Annotated in this window: 20 protein-coding genes and 1 tRNA gene; 7 read left to right on the top strand and 14 right to left on the bottom strand. The window is 72.3% G+C overall.

Annotation, left to right across the window (positions count from 1 at the left end):
- Positions 1-162 precede the first annotated feature (162 nt).
- Genes thrB through argS form a run of 5 tightly spaced genes read right to left on the bottom strand, consistent with a single transcriptional unit; the run spans position 163 to position 6,519 of the window.
- Positions 163-1,065 carry a homoserine kinase gene (gene thrB / locus HZF07_RS23095; protein WP_157339874.1) on the bottom strand — a complete coding sequence of 301 codons (903 nt, stop codon included), beginning with the start codon at positions 1,063-1,065 and terminating at the stop codon, positions 163-165.
- On the bottom strand, positions 1,062-2,165 hold the full coding sequence (thrC, locus tag HZF07_RS23100) for a threonine synthase (protein WP_181645639.1): 1,104 nt from the start codon (positions 2,163-2,165) through the stop codon (positions 1,062-1,064). Before thrC ends, thrB begins: the two co-directional genes overlap by 4 nt.
- Entirely contained in the window at positions 2,162-3,457 is a 1,296-nt protein-coding gene (locus HZF07_RS23105; protein ID WP_181645640.1) for a homoserine dehydrogenase, read from the bottom strand. The genes thrC and HZF07_RS23105 overlap by 4 nt, the downstream gene beginning before the upstream one ends.
- Positions 3,457-4,851, bottom strand: coding sequence for a diaminopimelate decarboxylase (lysA, locus tag HZF07_RS23110; protein ID WP_157339875.1), 1,395 nt, complete (start codon positions 4,849-4,851; stop codon positions 3,457-3,459). Before lysA ends, HZF07_RS23105 begins: the two co-directional genes overlap by 1 nt.
- Positions 4,852-6,519, bottom strand: a complete 1,668-nt coding sequence (gene argS / locus HZF07_RS23115; protein ID WP_181645641.1) for an arginine--tRNA ligase — start codon at positions 6,517-6,519, stop codon at positions 4,852-4,854.
- A 151-nt stretch (positions 6,520-6,670) separates the two neighbouring features.
- Here argS and HZF07_RS23120 point away from each other — a divergent pair.
- Positions 6,671-6,743, top strand: a tRNA-Arg gene (locus tag HZF07_RS23120).
- A gap of 33 nt (positions 6,744-6,776) precedes the next feature.
- Here HZF07_RS23120 and HZF07_RS24245 read toward each other — a convergent pair.
- From HZF07_RS24245 to HZF07_RS23135, 3 genes are read right to left on the bottom strand one after another with little or no spacing between them, the layout of a single operon-like run.
- Complete coding sequence (locus HZF07_RS24245; RefSeq protein ID WP_157339876.1) at positions 6,777-7,451, bottom strand: HNH endonuclease family protein; 675 nt, start codon at positions 7,449-7,451, stop codon at positions 6,777-6,779.
- Entirely contained in the window at positions 7,445-8,353 is a 909-nt protein-coding gene (locus tag HZF07_RS23130) for an LCP family protein (protein WP_157339877.1), read from the bottom strand. Before HZF07_RS23130 ends, HZF07_RS24245 begins: the two co-directional genes overlap by 7 nt.
- Positions 8,353-8,943, bottom strand: coding sequence for a hypothetical protein (locus tag HZF07_RS23135; RefSeq protein ID WP_157339878.1), 591 nt, complete (start codon positions 8,941-8,943; stop codon positions 8,353-8,355). The genes HZF07_RS23130 and HZF07_RS23135 overlap by 1 nt, the downstream gene beginning before the upstream one ends.
- Before the next feature lie 177 nt (positions 8,944-9,120).
- On the opposite strand from HZF07_RS23135, the gene HZF07_RS23140 reads away from it, so the two are divergent.
- Both HZF07_RS23140 and HZF07_RS23145 read left to right on the top strand, forming a co-directional pair.
- Positions 9,121-12,861, top strand: a complete 3,741-nt coding sequence (locus HZF07_RS23140; RefSeq protein ID WP_181645642.1) for a multifunctional oxoglutarate decarboxylase/oxoglutarate dehydrogenase thiamine pyrophosphate-binding subunit/dihydrolipoyllysine-residue succinyltransferase subunit — start codon at positions 9,121-9,123, stop codon at positions 12,859-12,861.
- Positions 12,862-12,952: 91 nt separating this feature from the next.
- A complete protein-coding gene (locus HZF07_RS23145) occupies positions 12,953-13,129 on the top strand; it encodes a DUF6104 family protein (RefSeq protein ID WP_180936248.1) in 177 nt (58 codons plus the stop codon).
- A 10-nt stretch (positions 13,130-13,139) separates the two neighbouring features.
- On the opposite strand, the gene HZF07_RS23150 is transcribed toward HZF07_RS23145, so the two are convergent.
- Positions 13,140-13,694: a TetR family transcriptional regulator gene (locus tag HZF07_RS23150; RefSeq protein WP_181645643.1), complete on the bottom strand. Its 555-nt coding sequence runs from the start codon at positions 13,692-13,694 to the stop codon at positions 13,140-13,142.
- Positions 13,687-15,963, bottom strand: a complete 2,277-nt coding sequence (locus tag HZF07_RS23155) for an arylsulfatase (protein ID WP_157339879.1) — start codon at positions 15,961-15,963, stop codon at positions 13,687-13,689. The genes HZF07_RS23150 and HZF07_RS23155 overlap by 8 nt, the downstream gene beginning before the upstream one ends.
- A gap of 62 nt (positions 15,964-16,025) precedes the next feature.
- On the opposite strand from HZF07_RS23155, the gene HZF07_RS23160 reads away from it, so the two are divergent.
- Both HZF07_RS23160 and HZF07_RS23165 read left to right on the top strand, forming a co-directional pair.
- Positions 16,026-16,676, top strand: coding sequence for an acetoacetate decarboxylase family protein (locus HZF07_RS23160; RefSeq protein WP_157339880.1), 651 nt, complete (start codon positions 16,026-16,028; stop codon positions 16,674-16,676).
- A gap of 3 nt (positions 16,677-16,679) precedes the next feature.
- Positions 16,680-17,087, top strand: a complete 408-nt coding sequence (locus HZF07_RS23165; protein ID WP_157339881.1) for an MmcQ/YjbR family DNA-binding protein — start codon at positions 16,680-16,682, stop codon at positions 17,085-17,087.
- Here the strand turns inward: HZF07_RS23165 and HZF07_RS23170 are convergent, their stop codons facing one another.
- From HZF07_RS23170 to HZF07_RS23565, 4 genes are all read right to left on the bottom strand, one after another.
- Entirely contained in the window at positions 17,088-17,759 is a 672-nt protein-coding gene (locus tag HZF07_RS23170) for an SDR family oxidoreductase (protein WP_157339882.1), read from the bottom strand.
- Positions 17,756-18,724 (bottom strand): zinc-binding dehydrogenase, encoded by a 969-nt coding sequence (locus HZF07_RS23175; protein WP_157339883.1) that lies wholly within the window; start codon positions 18,722-18,724, stop codon positions 17,756-17,758. Before HZF07_RS23175 ends, HZF07_RS23170 begins: the two co-directional genes overlap by 4 nt.
- A gap of 19 nt (positions 18,725-18,743) precedes the next feature.
- Positions 18,744-19,934: an NAD(P)-dependent malic enzyme gene (locus HZF07_RS23180; protein ID WP_157339884.1), complete on the bottom strand. Its 1,191-nt coding sequence runs from the start codon at positions 19,932-19,934 to the stop codon at positions 18,744-18,746.
- A 118-nt stretch (positions 19,935-20,052) separates the two neighbouring features.
- Positions 20,053-20,328: a S24/S26 family peptidase gene (locus HZF07_RS23565; protein ID WP_157339885.1), complete on the bottom strand. Its 276-nt coding sequence runs from the start codon at positions 20,326-20,328 to the stop codon at positions 20,053-20,055.
- Positions 20,329-20,421: 93 nt separating this feature from the next.
- Here HZF07_RS23565 and sodN point away from each other — a divergent pair, with 93 nt between their 5' ends.
- Both sodN and HZF07_RS23195 read left to right on the top strand, forming a co-directional pair.
- Positions 20,422-20,823, top strand: coding sequence for a superoxide dismutase, Ni (sodN, locus tag HZF07_RS23190; protein WP_157339886.1), 402 nt, complete (start codon positions 20,422-20,424; stop codon positions 20,821-20,823).
- 284 nt (positions 20,824-21,107) lie between these two features.
- Positions 21,108-21,518, top strand: coding sequence for an ATP-binding protein (locus HZF07_RS23195; protein WP_157339887.1), 411 nt, complete (start codon positions 21,108-21,110; stop codon positions 21,516-21,518).

Here is a 21,518-nt window from a genome sequence, read left to right on the forward strand (position 1 = left end):
CTCGTCCGCCGGGGGAACCACGGACACGCGACGCTGTCGCGTCCGGACGAGAGGGAGAGTGCGCCAAGAGTGTGGCGCGCAGCCAAGATACACCCGGCCACGCCGTACGGGCGGAGCCGGGCGGATCAGGTCCGAATTTACTTCCCGCGGCCGGCCCGGCGGTCAGTCGACGACCGCGCCGCGGGGGTCGATCGTGAGGTGGTGCGCCGCCCAGCCGTCGGGGCACCGGCGGAGCAGGGCGGCCGCGGCCGACCCGTCCACGAAGGCCAGCACCGTCGGACCCGCACCCGAGACGATCGCGGGCACGCCGTCGGCGCGCAGCGCATCGACCAGGACCAAGGACTCCGGCATCGCGGGCCGGCGGTAGTCCTGGTGCAGGTAGTCGCGGGTCGCGCGCAGCAGGTGCTCGGGACGGCCGGCGAGCGCGGCGACGAGCAGGGCCGCCCGGCCCGCGTCGGCCGCGGCATCCGCGTGCGGGACCTGGGCGGGCAGCAGCCTGCGGGCGACCGCGGTCGCCACCGGGGTCGGCGGCACGAAGAGCACCGCCTCGACCCGCGGGTCGACCGGCGAGCTCACGGAGTAGAACTCGCCGTCGTCGTCGCGGCCGGAGATCGTGAAGCCGCCGAACAGCGCGGGCGCGACGTTGTCGGGGTGGCCCTCGATCCGCGCGGCGAGACGGAAGAGCGCGTCGTCGTCGGCGAGCAGCCGCCCCCCGGCGACCAGACCCCGCGCCAGCACGACCCCGCCGACGATCGCCGCCGACGAGGAGCCGAGCCCGCGGGCGTGCGGCACGAGGTTCGCGCACGACAGCCGCAGCCCCGGCGGCCGGGCACCCATCAGGTCGAACGCCGCGTGCATCGAGCGCACGACGAGGTGCGACTCGTCCCGGGGCACGTCCTCGGCCCCGGCGCCCGCGACCTCGACGACGAGGCCGCTCTCGACGACCTCCGCGGTGAGCTCGTCGCGCAGCGACAGCGCCAGGCCGAGCGAGTCGAAGCCGGGGCCGAGGTTCGCGGACGTCGCGGGGACGGAGACCCGCACCGGGCCGTCGACGAAGGTGCTCATGCCAGGCCGGCGGCCGCCGCCGCCGCGGACACGTCGGCGTCCACCACGGTGTCGACGATCGTGCCGCCACTCTCGGCGAAGCCCTCGAGCGCGGTCGCGGTGTCCTTGAGGCCGTGACCGGTCACGGTGATCGCGACGGTGCTGCCGCGGTAGGACTCCCCGCCGGCGAGCTCCTGGAGCAGACCGGCGATCCCGGCGGCCGAGGCCGGCTCGACGAAGACGCCGTCGCGGGCGGCGAGCTCGCGCTGCGCGGCGAGGATCTGCCCGTCGCTGACGGCCGCGAACCGGCCGCCGGACTCGTCGCGGGCGGCCTCGGCGAGCTTCCACGACGCCGGGTTGCCGATCCGGATCGCGGTCGCCCGGGTCTCCGGGTCGGGGAACGGCTCACCGGTCACGAGCGGCGCCGCGCCCTCGGCCTGGAACCCGCGGATGACCGGCTTCCTGGTGGCCAGCCCCCAGTCGGCGTACTGGCTGTAGCCGAGCCAGTACGCCGAGATGTTGCCGGCGTTGCCGACCGGGAGCAGGTGGTAGTCGGGGGCGTCGCCGAGGAAGTCGACGATCTCGAACGCGGCAGTCTTCTGTCCCTCGAGGCGCACCGGATTGACCGAGTTGACCAGCGCGACCGGGTAGTCCCAGGCCAGCCCCTTGGCGAGCGCGAGACAGTCGTCGAAGTTGCCGCGCACCATGATCACCTGGCCGCCGTGCATGATCGCCTGGGCCATCTTGCCGGCGGCGATCTTGCCCTCGGGCACGAGCACCAGCGGCTTGAGCCCGGCCTTCGCGGCGTACGCCGCCATCGAGGCCGAGGTGTTGCCGGTCGACGCACAGACCACCGCCCGGGCGCCCTCGTGCTTCGCGACCGAGATGGCGGCCGCCATGCCCCGGTCCTTGAAGGAGCCGGTCGGGTTGTTGCCCTCGACCTTGAGCCAGACCTCGGCCCCGGTCAGCCCGGAGAGCCACTCGGAGAACACCAGCGGGGTGCCACCCTCGCGGAGCGTGACCGCGACCGTGCCCTCGGGGATCTGGAGGAGCGGGCGGTACTCGTCGATGACGCCCCGCCACTGCCGCGTCGGGGTGAACCCCCGCGGGTCGACGCTCACTCCGCCATCCCCTCGACGCGCATCACCGACGTGACCTCGCGGACGATCTCCATCCCCCGGAGCATCTCCACCGTGGCGGCGAGCTGCGCGTCGGTCGCCTCGTGGGAGACCACGACGAGCTGGGCGTCGGCGTCGCGTCCCTCCTGGCGCACGGTCTGGATCGAGACGCCGTGCTCGGCGAACGCCATGGCGACCGCGGCGAGCACGCCGGCGCGGTCGTCGACGTCGATCGCGACGTGGTAGCGGGTGACGGTCTCGCCCATCGGCAGCACCGTCCGGTCGGCGTACGCCGACTCGCCCGCGCCCCGGGTCCCGACCCGGTGGTTGCGGGCGACCGTCACCAGGTCGCCGAGGACGGCCGACGCGGTGGGCGCGCCACCCGCGCCGGGGCCGTAGAACATCAGCTGCCCGGCGGCCTCGGACTCGACGAAGACCGCGTTGTAGGCCTCGCGCACCGAGGCGAGCGGGTGGGTGGCGGGGATCATCGCCGGGTGCACCCGGACGGCGACGGCGTCGTCCTTGAGCTCGCAGATCGCCAGCAGCTTGACCACGCTGCCCATCTCGCGGGCGGAGGCGACGTCGGCGGCGGTGACCTCCGAGATGCCCTCGCGGTGCACGTCGGCGGCGGTGACCCGGGAGTGGAAGGCGAGCGACGCGAGGATCGCGGCCTTCGCGGCGGCGTCGAAGCCCTCGACGTCGGCGGTCGGGTCGGCCTCGGCGTACCCGAGCTCCTGGGCCTCCTCGAGCGCCTCGGCGAAGCCAGCGCCGGAGGTGTCCATCTTGTCGAGGATGAAGTTCGTGGTGCCGTTGACGATGCCGAGCACCCGGGTCACCCGGTCGCCGGCGAGCGACTCGCGCAGCGGCCGGACGATCGGGATGGCGCCGGCGACGGCGGCCTCGAAGTAGAGGTCGCGGCCGTGCTTCTCGGCCGCCTCGAACAGGGTGGCGCCGTCCTCGGCGAGCAGCGCCTTGTTGGCGGTCACGACCGACTTGCCGGCCTCGAGGGCGGCCAGGATCAGGGAGCGGGCCGGCTCGATGCCGCCGATGACCTCGATGACGAGGTCGACGTCGTCGCGCGTGACGAGGCCGGTCGCGTCGGTGGTGAGCAGCCCCTCGGGGACCTCGACCTCGCGCGGCGCGTCGAGCCGTCGGACGGCGACGCCGGCCAGCTCGACCGGCGCGCCCACCCGGGCCGCGAGGTCACCGGCCTGCTCGTCGAGCAGTCGCACCACCTGGGACCCGACCGAGCCGCACCCCAGCACCGCCACCTTGAGCGGCTTGTCGCTCTCCACTACTGATCACCCATGTCCGTCGCCAACAGGTCGTCCTCAGTCTCCCGTCGGACGACGACGCGCGCGACCCCGTCCCGCACAGCGACCACCGGCGGCCGCAGGGCGTGGTTGTAGTTGGAGGCCATCGACCGGCAGTAGGCGCCGGTGCCGGGCACCGCCACGAGGTCGCCGGGCCGGACGTCGCCGGGCAGGAACTCGTCCTTGACCACGATGTCGCCGGCCTCGCAGTGCTTGCCGACCACCCTCGACAGCACCGGCGGCGCGGCCGAGGCGCGCGAGGCGAGCGTGGCGGAGTAGTCGGCGTCGTAGAGCGCGGTGCGGATGTTGTCGCTCATCCCGCCGTCGACGCTGACGTAGGTGCGCACCGCTCCCCCGTCGAGCTGCACCTCCTTGACCGTGCCGACCGTGTAGACGGTGCACATCGCGGGGCCGACGATCGCGCGGCCGGGCTCGATCGAGAGCCGCGGCTCGGGGATGCCCAGCGCCCGGCACTCGTGCTCGACGATCTTGCTCATCTCGGTCGCGAGCTGCGCGGGGTCGGCCGGGTCGTCCTGGGTCGTGTACGCGATCCCGAAGCCGCCGCCGAGGTCCATCTCGGGCAGCGTCACGCCGAGCTCGTCGGAGATCCGGGCGTGCAGGGCGAGCACCCGCCGGGCCGCGACCTCGAAGCCGGACGAGTCGAAGATCTGGCTGCCGATGTGGGAGTGCAGGCCGAGCAGCTCGAGGTTCGGGGCGGCGAGCACCCGGCGTACGGCCTCGAAGGCCTGGCCGTTGGTGATCGAGAAGCCGAACTTCTGGTCCTCGTGCGCGGTGGCGATGTACTCGTGCGTGTGCGCCTCGACGCCGGCGGTGACGCGGACCATCACCCGCGCGGCCAGGCCCTCGCCCGCGATCGACGCGAGCCGCTCGATCTCGTCGAACGAGTCGACGATGATCCGGCCGACGCCGACCGAGACGGCGCGGCGGAGCTCCATGAGGCTCTTGTTGTTGCCGTGGTAGCCGATCCGGGCCGGGTCGAAGCCGGCCCGCAGCGCGACCGTGAGCTCGCCGTTGGAGCAGACGTCGAGGTTGAGCCCCTCCTCCTGCACCCACCCGGCGACCGCGGTGCAGAGGAACGCCTTGCCGGCGTAGAAGACGTCGTACGCCGCGAACGCGTCGCGGAAGGCACGAGCCCGCGAGCGGAAGTCGGCCTCGTCGAGCACGTAGGCGGGCGTGTTGACGTTCGCGACCAGGTCGGGCAGCGACAGCCCGCCGACGTGCAGCTCGCCGTCGACCTTCTGCGCGGTCTGCGACCACAGGTGCGGGACCAGCGCGTTGGGGTCCGCGGGCTCGCGCAGCCACGCCGGGCCGCGCAGCGCTCCGGGCGCGTGCGCCCAGCCTGCCTCGTGGGACATCTACATCCGCTCCGGTGCGCTCACGCCGAGCAGGTCGAGACCGTTGGCGAGCACGGTCCGGGCGGCGGCGACCAGGACCAGGCGGGCCTCGTTGACCGGGGCGACCGGCTCGTCACCCTGCGGGAGCATGCGGCACTCCCGGGTGTCGTACCAGCGGTTGAACGTCGAGGTCATGTCCTCGAGGTAGCGGGCGACCCGGTGCGGGTGGCGGAGCTCGGCGGCCGCGGCCACGACCCGGGGGAACTCGGCCAGCGAGCGCAGCAGCTCGCCCTCGCGCTCGTGGGAGAGGAGCGACGGGTCGAACTCCTCGGGCAGCGACATGCCGAGCTCGGCGGCGTTCTCCATCATCCGGCAGCAGCGGGCGTGGCCGTACTGCACGTAGTAGACGGGGTTGTCGTTGGAGGCCTTGGTGATCTCGGCGACGTCGAGCACGAGCGGCGAGTCGGCGGGGTAGCGCGCCAGCGAGTAGCGCAGCGCGTCCGTGCCGATCTCGTCGACCAGCTCCTCCAGCGAGACGATCTCGCCGGACCGCTTCGACAGCCGGACCTCCTCGCCGTCGCGCATGATCTTCACGAGCTGCCCGATCAGCACCTCGATGTTGCGGTCGGGGTCGTCGCCCGCGCAGGCCGCCATGGCCCGCAGCCGGCCGACGTACCCGTGGTGGTCCGCGCCGAGCAGGTAGATGCACCGGTCGAAGCCGCGCTCGCGCTTGTTGACGTAGTAGGCGGTGTCGCTCGCGAAGTAGGTGAGCTCGCCGTTGGACCGGATCAGCACCCGGTCCTTGTCGTCGCCGAAGTCGGTGGTGCGCATCCAGAGCGCGCCGTCGGCGTCGAAGAGGTGGCCCTGCCCGCGCAGCTTCTCGAGGCCGGTGACCACGTCGTTGCTGTCGTGGAGGCTGCGCTCGGAGAACCACACGTCGAAGTGGGTGTTGAACCGGTCCAGCTGCTCCTGCTGGTGGCGAAGCTGCAGCTCGTAGCCCTTCTCGCGGAACGCGACCAGCCGCTCCTCGGGCGGGAGCTCGACGATGGCGGGGTCCGCCTCGACGATCTCCCGGGCCAGGTCGGCGATGTAGGCGCCGTGGTAGCCGTCCTCGGGGGTCGGCCGCCCCAGCGCGGCCGCCTCGAGCGAGGCGCCGAAGAGGTTCATCTGGTTGCCGCGGTCGTTGATGTAGAACTCCCGCGTCACCTCGGCGCCCGCTGCCGCGAGCACCCGGCCGATCGCGTCGCCGACGACCGCCCAGCGGGTGTGGCCGAGGTGCAGGGGTCCGGTGGGGTTCGCGGAGATGAACTCGACGTTGATCCGCTCGCCCTGGAGGACCGCCGTGCGACCGTACGACGCACCCTCCTCGACGATCTGCGCCGCGACGACGCCCTGCGCCTCCGCGGAGACCGAGATGTTGAGGAAGCCGGGTCCGGCGATGTCGACCGCCTCGACCCCGTCGACCCGGAGCAGGCTCGCCTGGACGAGCTCGGCGAAGGCGCGCGGGTTCATGCCGGCCTTCTTGGCCAGCTGGAGGGCGACGTTGGTCGCGTAGTCGCCGTGCTCCTTGGATCGCGGACGCTCCACCGTCACGGTCGCGGGCACACCGTCCGGAAGGGTGATCGCACCCTCGCTGGACAGGCCCGTCAGGACGTCGACGATCGCGGTGGAGAGCTGCTCGGGAGTCACCGACCCAGGGTATCGGCGCGGGCTCTCCCGCTTCGCATCGATATCCGCCGTGGGACGCCGCCGAGGAGCCGAGACCCGATTGCGCGCCCGCCGCCGCGCGCCTGTAAGGTCTGACGCGCAGTCTGCGGTGGCTCCACACCGCAGACGGCATGCCTCCGTAGCTCAGGGGATAGAGCACTGGTTTCCGGTACCAGGTGCCGCAGGTTCGAATCCTGCCGGAGGCGCCCAGCACCCAGCACGACCGCCCGCCGGGGTCTTCAGCAGCGGCCGAGCATGTCCTCGAGAGCGGCCACCTCGCTCGGGTCCACGGCGAGCGACCACGCCGACTTCACCGCGATCCAGCGGGTCGCGTAGGCGCACTGGTACGCCGCGCGGGGGCGCCAGGCCGCCGGGTCGTCGTCGGACTTGGCGGCGTTCGTCGGCCCGTCGACCGCGAGCAGCCCGGGCAGGTCGTTGGCGAAGGACCGGCGGCGCGCCGCCGACCAGCCCGCCGCCCCGGACCGCCACGCCTCGGCGAGCGGGACGACGTGGTCGATCTGGACGGCCTGCGCCTGGCCGGGGTCCTTGAGGTCGTCGAGGGCGAGATCGCGCCCGGTGTAGGGGTCGAGCCACTCCCCCGCCAGCACGTCGTGGCCGCACCCGCCCTGCTGCGCCACCGTCGTCGACCCCGTCACGGCGTCGCGCAGCAGCACGTCGTCGCGCTGGTTGCAGCCGTTGCCGTCGGTGTCGGCCCACGGCGTGCCGAAGGCGTCGCGGTCGTACGACGGTCCGCCCCACGCCCGTGGGGCGCGGGGCAGGTCGTCGAGCAGGCGGGTCGCGCGCACCGCCGAGAGTGTCGGCGCAGGAGCCACCGGGTCCGGCTCGGCCGGGGCCTCGAGGGTCGAGCACCCCGCGAGCAGGAGCAGCCCGGCGAGCCCGGCGTGCCTCAGCACCGGGAGATGACGGCGTCCTTGCGCGCGTCGTCGCCGAGACGCCGCGCCTGGTCGACGTACGGGAGCACGACGCTGGCTCCGTTGACGTTGCCGATGCCGCCCTGCACCACGCAGCCCGTGATCCTCCCCGGCCGCACCTGCGCGACCGCCTGCGCGAGCCGGTAGAGCTCGGCCGGTGACAGGTCGGTGTGCATGTGGGCCATCACCGACAGCACGCCGCGCTCGATGAAGCCGGGCCGGTCGGCCTTCGCCCGCACCGTGGCCTGGATGCCGCGCAGCACCCGCTGCTGGTTGGCGGAGCGGTCGAAGTCGCCCCGGAGGAGGTTGTGCCGGATGCGGGCGAAGACCAGGGAGTCGTAGCCACCGAGGTGCAGCCGGCCCGCCTTGAAGCCCTTCGGCTTGAGGAACTCGTCGTTGAACGCGATCGGGTTGACGACGTCGATCCCGCCGATGTCGGTGATCATCGCCTGGAAGAACTTGAACCGCGTGATGAAGACGTAGTCGGGCTGGATGCCGACGAGGTTGCCGACCGCCCGGCCCAGGAGCTGCGGACCGCCGTAGTAGAGGGCGGCGTTGATCTTGTCGTGGCCGTGCCCGGGGATGTCGACCCAGGAGTCCCGCGGGACGCCGATCGAGGTCGCCGCGCCGGTCGCCGTGTTCATGCCGATCAGCTGGAGGGCGTCGCCCCGGGTCCGGGTCATGTCCTCGCCGGGCCGCGCGTCGGAGCCGACCGCGAGGATCCAGACCACCTCGGGCGAGAGGTCGACACCCTCGGCGCGCTCGATCCGCACCAGCTCCGCCTCGGTGCTCTTCACCGCGGAGTCCGGCACGACGAGCGCGGCGACCGCGAGCACGGCCGCGATCGCGATGGCGCGCATCGCGCGTGGGTAGCGCCGGGTCATCACACCGTCCCCTTCGTCACGTCGTAGCCGAAGACCTGCCAGCCCTGGTCGCCCTCGGTGAGGTAGAGCCGCGCCGCGACCCTCATCTCCTGCGCCATCGACCCGGCCGTGGCGAACCTGAGCACGACGTGCGCCGTCACGCCCATCGGCCGCTGCCGCACCGCGAGCACGTCGAGACGCACCCGGCGGGTCTCGGCCTCGACCCCGTCGATCTTCGCCCCGATGTCGCTGTTGCTCATCAGGGCGGCGTCCCGCTCGGCCTGCCGGCGCGCGCCCGGGGTGAAGTGCGCCCAGGCCGCGGAGAAGTCCGTGCGCGGGTAGTCACCGAGGTACGCCGCGTCGACCCACTCGTCGACGACCGCCTGCACCTCGCTGGCGAGCGCGTCGCGCCGGGCGCGCGGGAGCCTTCCCTCGACGGCGCCGAAGCCGAGATCGGTCACGACGACCTCCTCGGGCACCTCGCTCGCCACCGCTGCCGGCTCCGGGCCGTCCCTGGTCTGCTCGTCGTCGCCGCTGCAGGCGGACGCGAGCAGGGTGAGGACGACCGCCGCGGCGATCGTGGACGCCGCCCGTCGGACTCGCTGGCTCATACTCCGAAACTCCCCGTTGCCGATGCCGATGAAGTCGAAGTCTGCAACGTCGGGCTGTGGCACTCGGCACACCACGCCGAAATGCCACCGGGTCGGTCGGCATCTGCTTCGGGTGGGGTCTAGCCTTGACGTCTGACACGCACACACGCGCACGTTCCGGAAGAGGCGAAGAACACCGTGCCGCAGTCCCCAGGTAGTCAGTCCGAGGTCACCACCGCCGACTTCGGCGCCAACGAGTGGCTGGTCGAGGAGATGTACGACCAGTACCAGCGCGACCCGGGGAGCGTCGACCCCTCGTGGGTGACGTACTTCCAGGCGAACGGCAAGGGCGCCAACGGCGCGTCCACCGCCGCGCCGGCCCCCACGAAGGCCCCCACGAAGGACCCGGCGAAGGCCCCGGCGCCGGCGAAGGCCGCAGCGCAGGCCCCCGCGCAGGAGCACAAGCCGGACCCGACGCCGACGCCCGCCCCCGTCGCGAAGCCGCGCCCGGAGACCAAGGCCGCCGAGCCGGCCAAGGGCACCTCCAACCCGGTGCCGAAGGAGTCGCGCCCGGCCGCGCCGGCCCCGGCGAAGGACGAGCCGACCTACACCGTGCTCCGCGGTGCCCCCGCGCGCACGGCGCAGAACATGGACGCCTCCCTCACGGTCCCCACCGCCACCTCGGTGCGCTCGGTGCCCGTGAAGCTGCTGTGGGACAACCGCACGGTCATCAACAACCACCTCGCCCGCGCTCGCGGCGGCAAGGTCTCCTTCACCCACCTGATCGGCTACGCGCTGGTCAAGGCGGTCAAGGCGATGCCGGAGATGAACAACGGGTTCGACGTCGTCGACGGCAAGCCCAACCTGATCACGCCGGCCCACATCAACCTCGGCCTCGCGATCGACGTCCCCAAGCCCGACGGCACCCGCCAGCTGCTCGTGCCGAGCATCAAGGCCGCCGAGGGCATGGACTTCGCGGCGTTCTGGACGGCGTACGAGGAGATCGTCCGCAAGGCCCGCAACAACAAGCTGACGATCGAGGACTTCCAGGGCACCTCGATCTCGCTGACCAACCCCGGCGGCATCGGCACCGTGCACTCGGTCCCGCGCCTGATGAAGGGCCAGGGCGCCATCGTCGGCGTCGGCGCGATGGATTACCCCGCCGAGTGGCAGGGCGCCTCGGCCGAGGCCATCGCCCGCAACGGCATCAGCAAGGTCATGACGCTGACGTCGACCTACGACCACCGCGTCATCCAGGGCGCGCAGTCGGGTGAGTTCCTCAAGCGCCTCCACGAGCTGCTGCTCGGCGGCGACGGGTTCTACGACGAGATCTTCCGCTCGCTGCGCATCCCCTACCAGCCGATCCGCTGGAACGCCGACATCGCGACCTCGCACGACGACGAGATCTCGAAGCAGGCGCGCATCCTCGAGCTGATCCACGCCTACCGCGTGCGCGGCCACATGATGGCCGACACCGACCCGCTCGAGTACCGCCAGCGCACCCACCCCGACCTCGAGGTGGAGTCGCACGGCCTGACGCTGTGGGACCTCGACCGGGAGTTCGCGACCGGCTCGTTCGGCGGCGAGGGCCGCCGCTTCATGAAGCTCCGCAGCATCCTCGGCATCCTGCGCGACTCCTACTGCCGCACCACCGGCATCGAGTACATGCACATCATGGACCCCGAGCAGCGCCGGTGGATCCAGGAGCGCGTCGAGCAGCCGCACTCCAAGCCGCCCCGCGAGGAGCAGCTGCGGATCCTGCTCAAGCTCAACCAGGCCGAGGCGTTCGAGACCTTCCTGCAGACCAAGTTCGTCGGCCAGAAGCGCTTCTCCCTCGAGGGCGGCGAGACCACGATCCCGGTCATCGACGAGATCTGCGAGGCGGCGGCCGAGATCGGCCTCGACGAGGTCGCGATCGGCATGGCCCACCGCGGCCGGCTCAACGTGCTCGCCAACATCGTGGGCAAGAAGTACAGCCAGATCTTCCGCGAGTTCGAGGGCAACATCGACCCGCGCACCGTCCAGGGCTCGGGCGACGTGAAGTACCACCTCGGCGCCGAGGGCGAGTTCGTCGCCGGCTCCGGTGACACCATCAAGGTGTCGGTGGCCGCGAACCCGTCGCACCTCGAGGCCGTCAACCCGGTGCTCGAGGGCATCGCCCGCGCCAAGCAGGACGTGCTCGACCGCGGGGCGGCCTACCCGGTGCTCCCGCTGCTCGTCCACGGCGACGCGGCCTTCGCGGGCCAGGGCGTGGTGGCGGAGACGCTGAACCTCTCCCAGCTGCGCGGCTACCGCACCGGCGGCACGATCCACGTGATCGTCAACAACCAGGTCGGGTTCACCACCTCGCCCGGCTCCTCGCGCTCGTCGCTCTACTGCACCGACGTCGCGCGGATGGTGCAGGCGCCGATCTTCCACGTCAACGGCGACGACCCGGAGGCGTGCATCCGCGTCGCGCGGCTCGCGTTCGAGTACCGGCAGGCGTTCAACAAGGACGTCGTCATCGACCTGGTCTGCTACCGCCGCCGCGGTCACAACGAGGGCGACGACCCGTCGTACACCCAGCCGCTCATGTACGACCTCATCGAGCAGAAGCGCTCGGTGCGCAAGCTCTACACCGAGTCCCTCATCGGCCGTGGCGACATCACGATCGAGGAGGCCGAGCAGGTCCTGCGCGACTACCAACAGCAGCTGGAGCGGGTGTTCACCGAGGTCCGCGAGGCCAGCGCCCAGCCGTCGGAGTGGACCACGGTCCCCGACTACCCGGAGAAGCCGTCCGGCGCGACCCGCACCGCGGTCTCGATGGACGTCATGAAGCGGATCTCCGACGCCTACGTCACCCCGCCGCAGGGCTTCACGGTCCACCCGAAGGTGATGCCGCAGCTGCAGCGCCGTGCCGCCGCGATCACCGAGGGCCCGATCGACTGGGGCACCGGCGAGATCCTCGCGTTCGGCTCGCTGCTGATGGAGGGCCGGCCGGTCCGGCTGGCGGGTCAGGACTCGCGCCGCGGCACGTTCGTGTCCCGGTTCGCGACGATCATCGACCGCCGCAACGCCGACGAGTGGACGCCCCTGGCCAACCTCACCGAGGACCAGGCCAAGTTCTACGTCTACGACTCCCTGCTCTCGGAGTACGCCGCGCTCGGGTTCGAGTACGGCTACTCGGTGGCCCGTCCGGAGGCGCTCGTGCTCTGGGAGGCCCAGTTCGGCGACTTCGTCAACGGCGCGCAGACCGTCATCGACGAGTTCATCAGCTCCGGCGAGAGCAAGTGGAACCAGCAGTCCGGCGTCGTGCTGCTCCTGCCGCACGGCTACGAGGGCCAGGGCGCCGACCACTCGTCGGCCCGCATCGAGCGGTTCATGACCATGGCGGCCGACGACGCGTTCGTGGTCGCGCAGCCGAGCACGCCCGCGTCGTACTTCCACCTGCTGCGCCAGCACTCGCTCGGTGAGGAGCACCGGCCGCTGATCGTCTTCACGCCGAAGTCGATGCTCAAGCGCAAGGAGGCGGCCTCCACGCCCGACGCGTTCACCGAGGGCACCTTCCGGCCGTTCATCACCGACGAGAGCGCCGACCCGAGCACGGTCGACACGCTGCTCCTCTGCTCGGGCCGCGTCACCTGGGACCTCATGGTCGAGCGGGCCAAGCGCGAGGACGCCGACCGGTTCGCGATCGGCCGCGTCGAGCAGCTCTACCCGCGCCCGGAGTCGGACATCAGGGCCGAGATCGCCCGCTTCCCGAACCTCAAGGAGGTCCGCTGGGTGCAGGACGAGCCGGAGAACATGGGCCCGTGGCCGCACTACCAGCTCAACGTGTGGCCGCACGTCGACGCCCAGGTCCGCCTGGTCTCGCGCCCCACCTCCTCCTCCCCCGCCGTCGGCACCGTCAAGCGGCACACCGAGGAGCAGAAGGACCTGATGGGTCGGGCGTTCGCCTGATCCGTCGAGTGACGCGAAGTGGCCCCGTCCGAGCGCGGATGAGGGCCACTTCGCGTCTCTCGACGACCACGACTCGCGCAGAGGAGGACTGATGTACTTCACCGACCGCGGCATCGAGGAGCTCGAGAAGCGCCGGGGCGACGAGGAGGTCACCCTGGCCTGGCTCGCCGAGCGGCTCCAGGAGTTCACCGACACCCACCCGGAGTTCGAGACCGCCGTCGAGCGGTTCGCGACCTGGCTGGCGCGCCTCGACGACCCCGAGGACTGACGCCCGCCCGCTACCCCAGCAGGACGCCGAACGCCCGCTCGACGATCTCGGGCAGCGACCCGCCCTCGTCGAGCCAGATCGCCGTCGAGCTGCGGAACACCGCGAACCCGACACCGGCGAGGACCCGCGCCGAGGCGTCGCCGCCGAGCTCCCGCGCCACGACGAACTCCCACGACTGGAAGGTGTCGTAGAGCCGCCCGCGCAGGACCGGGGAGGACGCCGCCGCCTGCTGGCGCAGCAGGACGCGGCTGCGGTCGGTCTCGAAGCCGCGGGCCATGTCGACGACCGCCTGACGGATGACACCGAGGTCGTCGAGGTCGGTGGCGGCGAGCTCACGGATCCGCGCCCGCAGCTCGGCCTGCCGCTCCTCGCGGCCCATGTCGAGCACCTCGTCCTTGGTCGCGAAGTAGCGGAAGAACGTGCGCGGCGAGACGCCGGCGTCGGCGGCGATCGCGTCGACCGAGGTCTCGTCGAAGCCGTCCCGCGCGAAGAGCCGCAGGGCGGAGTCCTCGAGCGCCCGTCGGGTCGTGAGCTTGTGCTGCTCGCGGCGACCCGGCTCAGTCACCGGAGAGGGCGGCTCGCAGCTCCGTGCTCTGCTCGGGACCGGCTCCCGGGCGACCACTGCGCAGCTCCACCCGGTCGAGGGTACCGGTGAAGGCGTACGGCGGCCGGTAGTCGTCGCTCACGGCGATCCCCCGGTCGCGCCCGACGAGCAGGCCGGCGCCCGCGGTCGAGAGGTTCGGGAAGAAGAGCATGCCGGGCAGCGGCGCCTCGGCCACGCCGACGCCGTCGACCGCGAGCACGGCTCGCGGCTCGCGGCCCGGCTCGTAGCGCAGCTCCACCCGGTGCCGGCCGGGCGGCACGGCGTCGTCGGCCGCGACCCGGATCGCGCCGTCGAGCAGCGCGAACACCGCCGTCGGCCGCCCGTCGAGCAGGTAGAACGCCCACCCGCCGTGCCGGTCCCCCAGCGCGGCCAGGACGCCCTCGGCGCCACCCGCGGGGACCTCGATCTCGGCGGCCAGCACGAAGCCGCCCATGACCGCGGGCAGCTGGCTCTCCTGCACCGGCCCGCCACCGGGTCGGTAGATCGCGCTCGCCGGGACCGGGAACTCGCCGGGGTGCATGTGCGCCATCGACGCCGGGAACTCGAAGAGCGGCAGCACGTTGTTGCGGCCCGCCTCCGACCACCACAGCTCCTCGAGGCGGCGTACGACGTCCGGGTGCTGGTCGGCGACGTCGCGGGACTCGGAGAAGTCCCCCGCGAGGTGGAAGAGCGACCAGCGGTCGGTGTCGAAGTCGAAGCTCCCGACGAGTCGGTCCCGCTCGCCGAACTGGTTGGGCACGTGGTCGGTGACCGCCTTCCAGCCGTCGTGGTAGATGCCGCGCGAGCCCATCAGCTCGAAGTACTGCAGGTCGCGGTGCTCCGCCGCCGCGGCGTCGCGGAAGCTCGGCAGCAGGGACCTCCCGTCGACGGGCTGCTGGGTCACGCCGTCCACCGTCTCGGGCGGCGCGATCCCGGCCGCGTCGAGCACGGTCGCGTAGACGTCGACCGCGTGGCAGAACTGCGGCCGCACGTCGCCGCGCCCGGCCAGCCGGTCGCCCCAGCGGACCACGAGCGGCGTCCGCACGCCGCCGAGCCAGGCGTACCGCTTCCACAGCCGCAGCGGCGCGTTGCCCGCCCAGGCCCAGCCGTAGGGGTAGTGGTTGTTGGCGCGGTGGCCGCCGATGTCGTCGATCTGCTCCAGCGCGGTGTCGATCTCCTCGTTGAGACCGAGCCAGCCGGCCGCCTCGTTGAGGGTGCCGGTCGGGCCGCCCTCGGCACTGGCGCCGTTGTCGGACAGGACCATCACGAGGGTGTCGTCGGCGACGCCTTGCTGCTCGAGGAAGTCGAAGAGCCGGCCGAGGTGGTGGTCGGTGTGCGTCATGAACGCCGCGAAGACCTCCATGTAGCGGGCGAACAGCCGCCGCTCCTCGGTCGACAGCGTGTCCCAGTCCGGCACCCACGGCGGCCGCTCGGTGAGCTCGGTCCCGGCCGGGATGATGCCCTCGGCGACCTGGCGGTCGTACGCGCGCTGCCGCCAGGCGTCCCAGCCGTCGTCGAACTGGCCGGCGTACCGCTCGATCCACTCGGCCGGCACCTGGTGGGGTGCGTGCGCGGCTCCGGTGGCGAGGTAGCAGAAGAACGGCTTGCGGGACGCGGCCTGCTGCTGGTCCTGGATCATCCGGATCGCCTGGTCGACCAGGTCCTCGGTGAGGTGGTAGCCCTCCTCGGGCGTGCGCGGCGGCTCGATGTGCGTGTTGTCGCGGACCAGCTCCGGCGCCCACTGGTTGGTCTCGGCGCCGAGGAACCCGTAGTAGCGCTCGAAGCCCATGCCGAGCGGCCAGCGCTCGAAGGGGCCGGCGGCGGAGTACTCGGTCTTCGGGGTCAGGTGCCACTTGCCGACGGCCATGGTGTTGTAGCCGCTGTCCTTGAGCACCCGCGCGAGCGAGGCCGCCGACCGGGGGATCCGGCCGTGGTAGCCGGGGAAGCCGAGGGCGGCCTCCTCCGTGACGCCCATGCCGACCGCGTGGTGGTTGCGCCCGGTGAGCAGCGCGGCCCGCGTCGAGGAGCAGACCGAGGTGACGTGGAAGCGGTTGTAGCGCAGGCCGGCCGCGGCGAGCCGGTCGACGTGCGGGGTGTCGAAGCCGGCGCCGAAGCACCCGAGCTGCGCGAACCCGACGTCGTCGAGCACGATCATCAGCACGTTCGGGGCGTCCGGGTCGGCGGCCGGGTAGCCGATGAAGCGCGGCTCGGAGTCCGCGACCCGGGAGCCGATCCGCTGGGCGTCGTCCATGGCCCGATTCTGACACTCGACTGTCACTTTTGTCGCGCTCCGCGGTAGGGCAGGATGCCGCCATGACGCAGACCGCCTGGATCACCTCCTCCGGCCCGCACGGCGAGGTCTCCTACCCGGCAGCCCCGTGGGACATGGTCGGCCAGCTCTGGCTCTCGATCTTCAGGCTCGCGGACCCGGTCGACGACCTCCGGCCGGCCGGCATCTACGGCGCCGCGTTCGTCTCCTACGAGCCGGGCAGCCCGCTGACCTACTCCGAGCTGCTCGTGGCCCGCCTGGCCGACGCCGGCGAGCACGGCAGGTGCGTGTCGATCACCGACATCTGGGTCGACTCCCCCGCCTCGGTCGCCGGTGGCCGCGAGCTGTGGGCGATCCCGAAGGGGCTCTGTGACTTCGACCTCGACACCACCCGCCGCGGTCCGCTGTCCTCGACGGAGTGGTCGGCGTCGCTGGGGCGCCGGCCGATCGCGAGCGCGTCGTTCACCGACGTGAGCCGGGCGATGCTGCGGGTCCCGTTCAAGGGCACGACCTGGCAGCCGGGCATATCGGACACCGGCGGCGAGGAGCGCACCGCGGTCCTGCAGGGCTCCGCGAAGGCGCTGCCGTGCCGCGGCCGCTGGGACTTCGCCGCGGACGGGCCGCTCGGCTGGCTGCGCGGCGCGCGCCAGCTGGCGTCGTTCCGGCAGGCCGACTTCCGGATGTCCTTCGGCTGACCCTTGCCACGCCGCATCGAGCCGTCCGCCGACGTCGTACGCCGGGTCGGGGCGATCGCCGCACGCCTGCCCGAGGTCGTCGAGGAGGAGGCGTGGACGGGTGTGCGCTGGCGGATCCGGAGCACGACCTTCGCCCACGTGATGGTCGCGCAGCCCGGCTACGAGTCGTCGTACCGCGACATCACCGGGGACGCCTCCGTGCGGACCGTCCTCACGTTCCGCTCCAGCGGGGACGAGCTGCTCGCGCTGACCCACGCGCCGTACCCCTTCTACAAGCCGCCGTGGTCGGAGGCCGTCGTCGGGATCGTCCTCGACGACACCACCGACTGGACCGAGGTGGCCGAGCTGGTGACCGACTCCTACCGGTGCTGCGCCCCGCAGAAGCTGGTGCGGCTGCTGGACGGTCCCTGACTACCCCGCCGGGCGGACCGTGAGGTCGGGGACCGTGGCGTCGCGGGGCAGGTCGATCAGGCGCACGATGGCGTCGGCGACGGTCTCGGGCCGGATCCACGCGGCGGCGTCGTACTCCTTGCCCTCCTGGGCGTGCACCTTCTCCTGCATGGGCGTCGCGGTGCGGCCGGGGTAGACCGTGGACACCCGGACGTCCGGCTCCTCCCCGCGCAGCGAGTCGGCGAGCGCGCGCAGCCCGTGCTTGGAGGCGGCGTACGCCGACCAGCCCGGGTGGGCGGTGAGGCCGGCGCCGGAGTTCACGAAGACGACCGTGCCGCGGGCGGCCCGCAGGGCCGGCAGCGCGACCCGGGTGAGCGCCGCCGGCGCGACGAGGTTGACCCGCAGCTGGGTCGCCCAGTCGTCGACCGTCAGCTCGGCGACGCCGCCCAGCTCGACGGTCCCCGCTGCGTGCACGACGGAGTCCAGCGCCGAGGGCAGGGCGAGCGACTCGACGGACTCCGGCCAGGCCAGGTCGGCGACCAGCACCGCGGCGCCGTCGTACGACGCGCGCAGCTCGTCCGCCCGCTCCTCCGACCGGGCCACGAGGACCACGTCGTCACCCCGGTCGAGCAGGGTGCGGGCGACGACAGCACCGATGCCGGACCCGGCGCCGGTGACGAGGTGGCTTCTCATCGGGTGAAGACGATCTTGCCGAACTGCTCGCCGCCGAGCATCGCCGCGAAGCCGTCGCGCGCCTCCGTCATCGGCAGCGTCCGGTCGACGAGCGGCCGGGCGCCGGTGGCGTCGAGCATCGAGACCAGCCCGGCGAGCTCGTCGCGGGTGCCCATCGTCGAGCCGACCACGCTGAGCTGCAGGAAGAAGATCCGGGTGAGCTCGGCGTCGTCGAGGTTCGGGCCGGACGTGGTGCCGGAGGTGACGATCCGGCCGCCTGGCCGCAGCGCCCGGATCGAGTGCGACCACGTCGCCCGGCCGACGGTCTCGATGACGGCGTCCACCTTCACCGGCAGCCGCGCGCCCGACTCGAACGCCTCGTGGGCGCCGAGCTCGAGCGCCCGCGCGCGCTTGGCCTCGTCGCGGCTGGTGACCAGCACCCGCAGGCCCGCGGCCCGGCCGAGCACGATCGCGGCGGTCGCGACGCCGCCGCCGGCGCCCTGCACGAGCACGGTCTCCCCGGCCCGCAGCTGCCCGCGGGTGAAGAGCATCCGGTAGGCCGTGAGCCACGCGGTCGGCAGGCAGGCGGCCTCCTCGAACGACAGCGACGCGGGCTTCGGCACCACGTTGCGACGCGGCACCGCGACCCGCTCGGCGAACGTGCCCTGGTAGCGCTCCGAGAGCAGCGACCGCTTCGGGTCGAAGGTCTCGTCGCCGGTCCACGACGGGTCGCTGATCACCGCGTGCACGACGACCTCGTTGCCGTCCTCGTCGTGGCCCGCCGCGTCGCAGCCGAGGATCATCGGCAGCGCCTCCTCGCGCAGGCCGACGCCGCGGAGCGAGAAGAGGTCGTGGTGGTTGAGCGACGCCGCCTTGACGCTGACGGTGGTCCACCCGTCCGGCACGTCCGGCTCGGGGCGCTCCCCCACCTGCAGGCCGGCGAGCGGGTCGTCCTTCGAGAAGCTGTCGGCGTAGACGGCGAACATTCCTCGAACCTACCGAGACCTAGGTGCGCGCCACACCATCGCGGCGTGCGGCGTCCGCCACAGCCGCCGCCACCGCGGGCCCGACGCGCGGGTCGAACGGCGACGGGATGACGTAGTCCTCGCTGAGCTGGTCGCCGACCAGGTCGGCGAGCGCCTGCGCGGCGGCGAGCTTCATGCCCTCGGTGATCGCGCTGGCGTTGACGTCGAAGGCGCCCCGGAAGATGCCGGGGAACGCGAGCACGTTGTTGATCTGGTTGGGGAAGTCCGACCGGCCCGTGGCCACCACGCGGGCGTGCCGGTGGGCGACCTCCGGGTGCACCTCCGGGTGCGGGTTGGCCATCGCGAAGATGATGGCGTCGGCGGCCATCCGGGCCACGTCCTCCTCCGGCACCGTGCCGCCGGAGACGCCGAGGTAGACGTCGGCGCCGTCGAGCGCGTCGGCGAGGCTCCCGGTGCGGCCGGTCTTGTCGGCCGTCATCTCGGCCAGCTCGCGCTTCACCGGGGTGAGGTCGCTGCGGCTCGAGTGCACGATGCCCTTGCGGTCGGTCACCGCGAGGTCCGTGATGCCCGCCTCGAGGAGGATCTTGGCGATGGCGACGCCGGCGGCACCGGCACCGGAGATCACGACCCGGGTGGTGGCGGCGTCGCGGCCGGTGAGCTCCAGGGCGTTCCACAGCGCGGCGAGCGCCACCACGGCGGTGCCGTGCTGGTCGTCGTGGAAGACCGGGATCTCGAGGCGGGCCTTGAGCCGCTCCTCGATCTCGAAGCAGCGCGGCGCGGAGATGTCCTCGAGGTTGATGCCGCCGAAGCTCGGCGCCATCCGGACGACGGTCTCGATGATCTCCTCGACGTCGGTCGTCGCCAGGCAGATCGGCACGGCGTCCACGTTGCCGAACTGCTTGAAGAGCACCGCCTTGCCCTCCATCACCGGCATCGCGGCGGCCGGTCCGATGTCGCCGAGCCCGAGGACGGCGGTGCCGTCGGTGACGACCGCGACGGTGTTGGGCACCCACGTGTAGTGGCGGGTCATCGTCGGGTCCGCGGCGATCGCCTCGCAGACCCGCGCGACGCCCGGGGTGTAGGCCAGCGACAGGTCGTCACGGCCGGCGAGCGGCACCGTCGAGGTGAGCTCCATCTTGCCGCCCACGTGCAGGTCGAAGACCGGGTCTCCGGCGTGGGGGTGGGTGGACGACGGGTGCGCATCAGTCATCGCGAGACCTGACTTTCGAGAGGGCGTGGCGGGGCGAGGTCCGGATCAACGTGCGGGGGTGGTGCACGGAAGTCGTCGGACCATGGGGGGTCTCCCTCGCCGCCAGTCTGGCACAGCGTCAGAGCCGGCGGGGGCGCGGCCAGACCCTGGCCACCGTGACAGCGATCACGTCCCCGTCGGGCACCGGCCCGCGGTGCCGGGAGTCGACACCGTCGTCGGGGTTGTCGCTGAGCAGCCACCAGGCCGGCGCACCGGAGGCCGTCGTACGACGCTCGACGGCGCGCTTCACCGCGACCGTGCCGTCGGCGAGCCGGGCCACGACGACCTCGCCCGCACGCACCTCGCGCGCATAGGAGACGAGCAGCCGGTCACCGGGGTGGAGGGTGGGCACCATCGACCGCCCGTCGACCACTGCGAAACCCCACCTCGCCACGCGGAGTAGTGTCGCAGCGTTCGACCCAGGACCACCGAAGACGAGAGGAACCGCATGTTCGCGCGACTGTTCGCCCCCACCCTCGAGGTCTCCGCCCACTGCGACCTTCCCTGCGGCGTCTACGACCCCGCTCAGGCCCGGATCGAGGCGGAGTCGATCAAGGCCATCATCGCCAAGGTCGCGGACAACGACGACCCGGACTTCCGCACCCGCGCCATCCTGATCAAGGAGCAGCGCTCCGAGCTGGTCAAGCACCACCTCTGGGTGCTGTGGACCGACTACTTCAAGCCGCCGCACTTCGAGAAGTACCCGCAGCTGCACACGCTGGTCAACGAGGCCACCAAGCTGGCCGGCGCGTCCGGCACCAAGGGTGAGCTCGACGCCGAGAAGGCCGACCAGCTCCTCGCGAAGATCGACGAGATCGCCGAGATCTTCTGGGAGACCAAGAAGGCTTGAGCGGAGCTCACGCCTCCTTGGTCTCAAGCACGCCTGAGCGAAGCGAAGGCGTGACCGTGTGCCGTCACCGCAAGAGACGTCGAAGGAACGGCTGAGCGCAGCGAAGCCGTTCCGCTCGCTAGGCCCGACCAAGTTCTCGCCTGGGCCACAAGCTTTCGGGCACCGGCGCGCAGATCACGGTTACCGGGACCGGCCCCCGGGGTAAGGACACCCCGGGGACCGGTCCCGCTACTGTTTCGCCACCGGTCTCGGGACCCGCACTCGACCAGCGCTAGGAATCACACATGGCCTCGAACCACCCGACGCCCGATCGTCGCGCCGACGTCGAACTGCGACTACCCGCCGACGGCGCCTACGCATCCGTGCTCCGGACGACGACCGCCGGCCTGGCGGCGCGTCTGGACTTCCCGATCGACGACATCGAGGACCTGCGGATGGCTGTCGGCGAGGCCACCGCGATGGTCCTCGGCGACGCGGTCGCGGGCAGCGACGTGGTGGGCCGCTTCTACCAGCGGTCCGGGGAGCTGACCGTGAGCCTCACCGCCCAGGTCTCGGGTCCGACCAAGCTCGACTACGACAGCTTCGCCTGGCAGGTCCTCACGACGCTGGCGAGCGAGGCCGCGGCGTCGTCGACCGACGACGAGCTCACCATCTCCCTGACCATGGTCTCCTCCCACCAGGAGCCGGGTCGCTGA

It is taken from the genome of Nocardioides agri, from assembly GCF_013778305.1.
GTDB lineage: Bacteria > Actinomycetota > Actinomycetes > Propionibacteriales > Nocardioidaceae > Nocardioides > Nocardioides agri.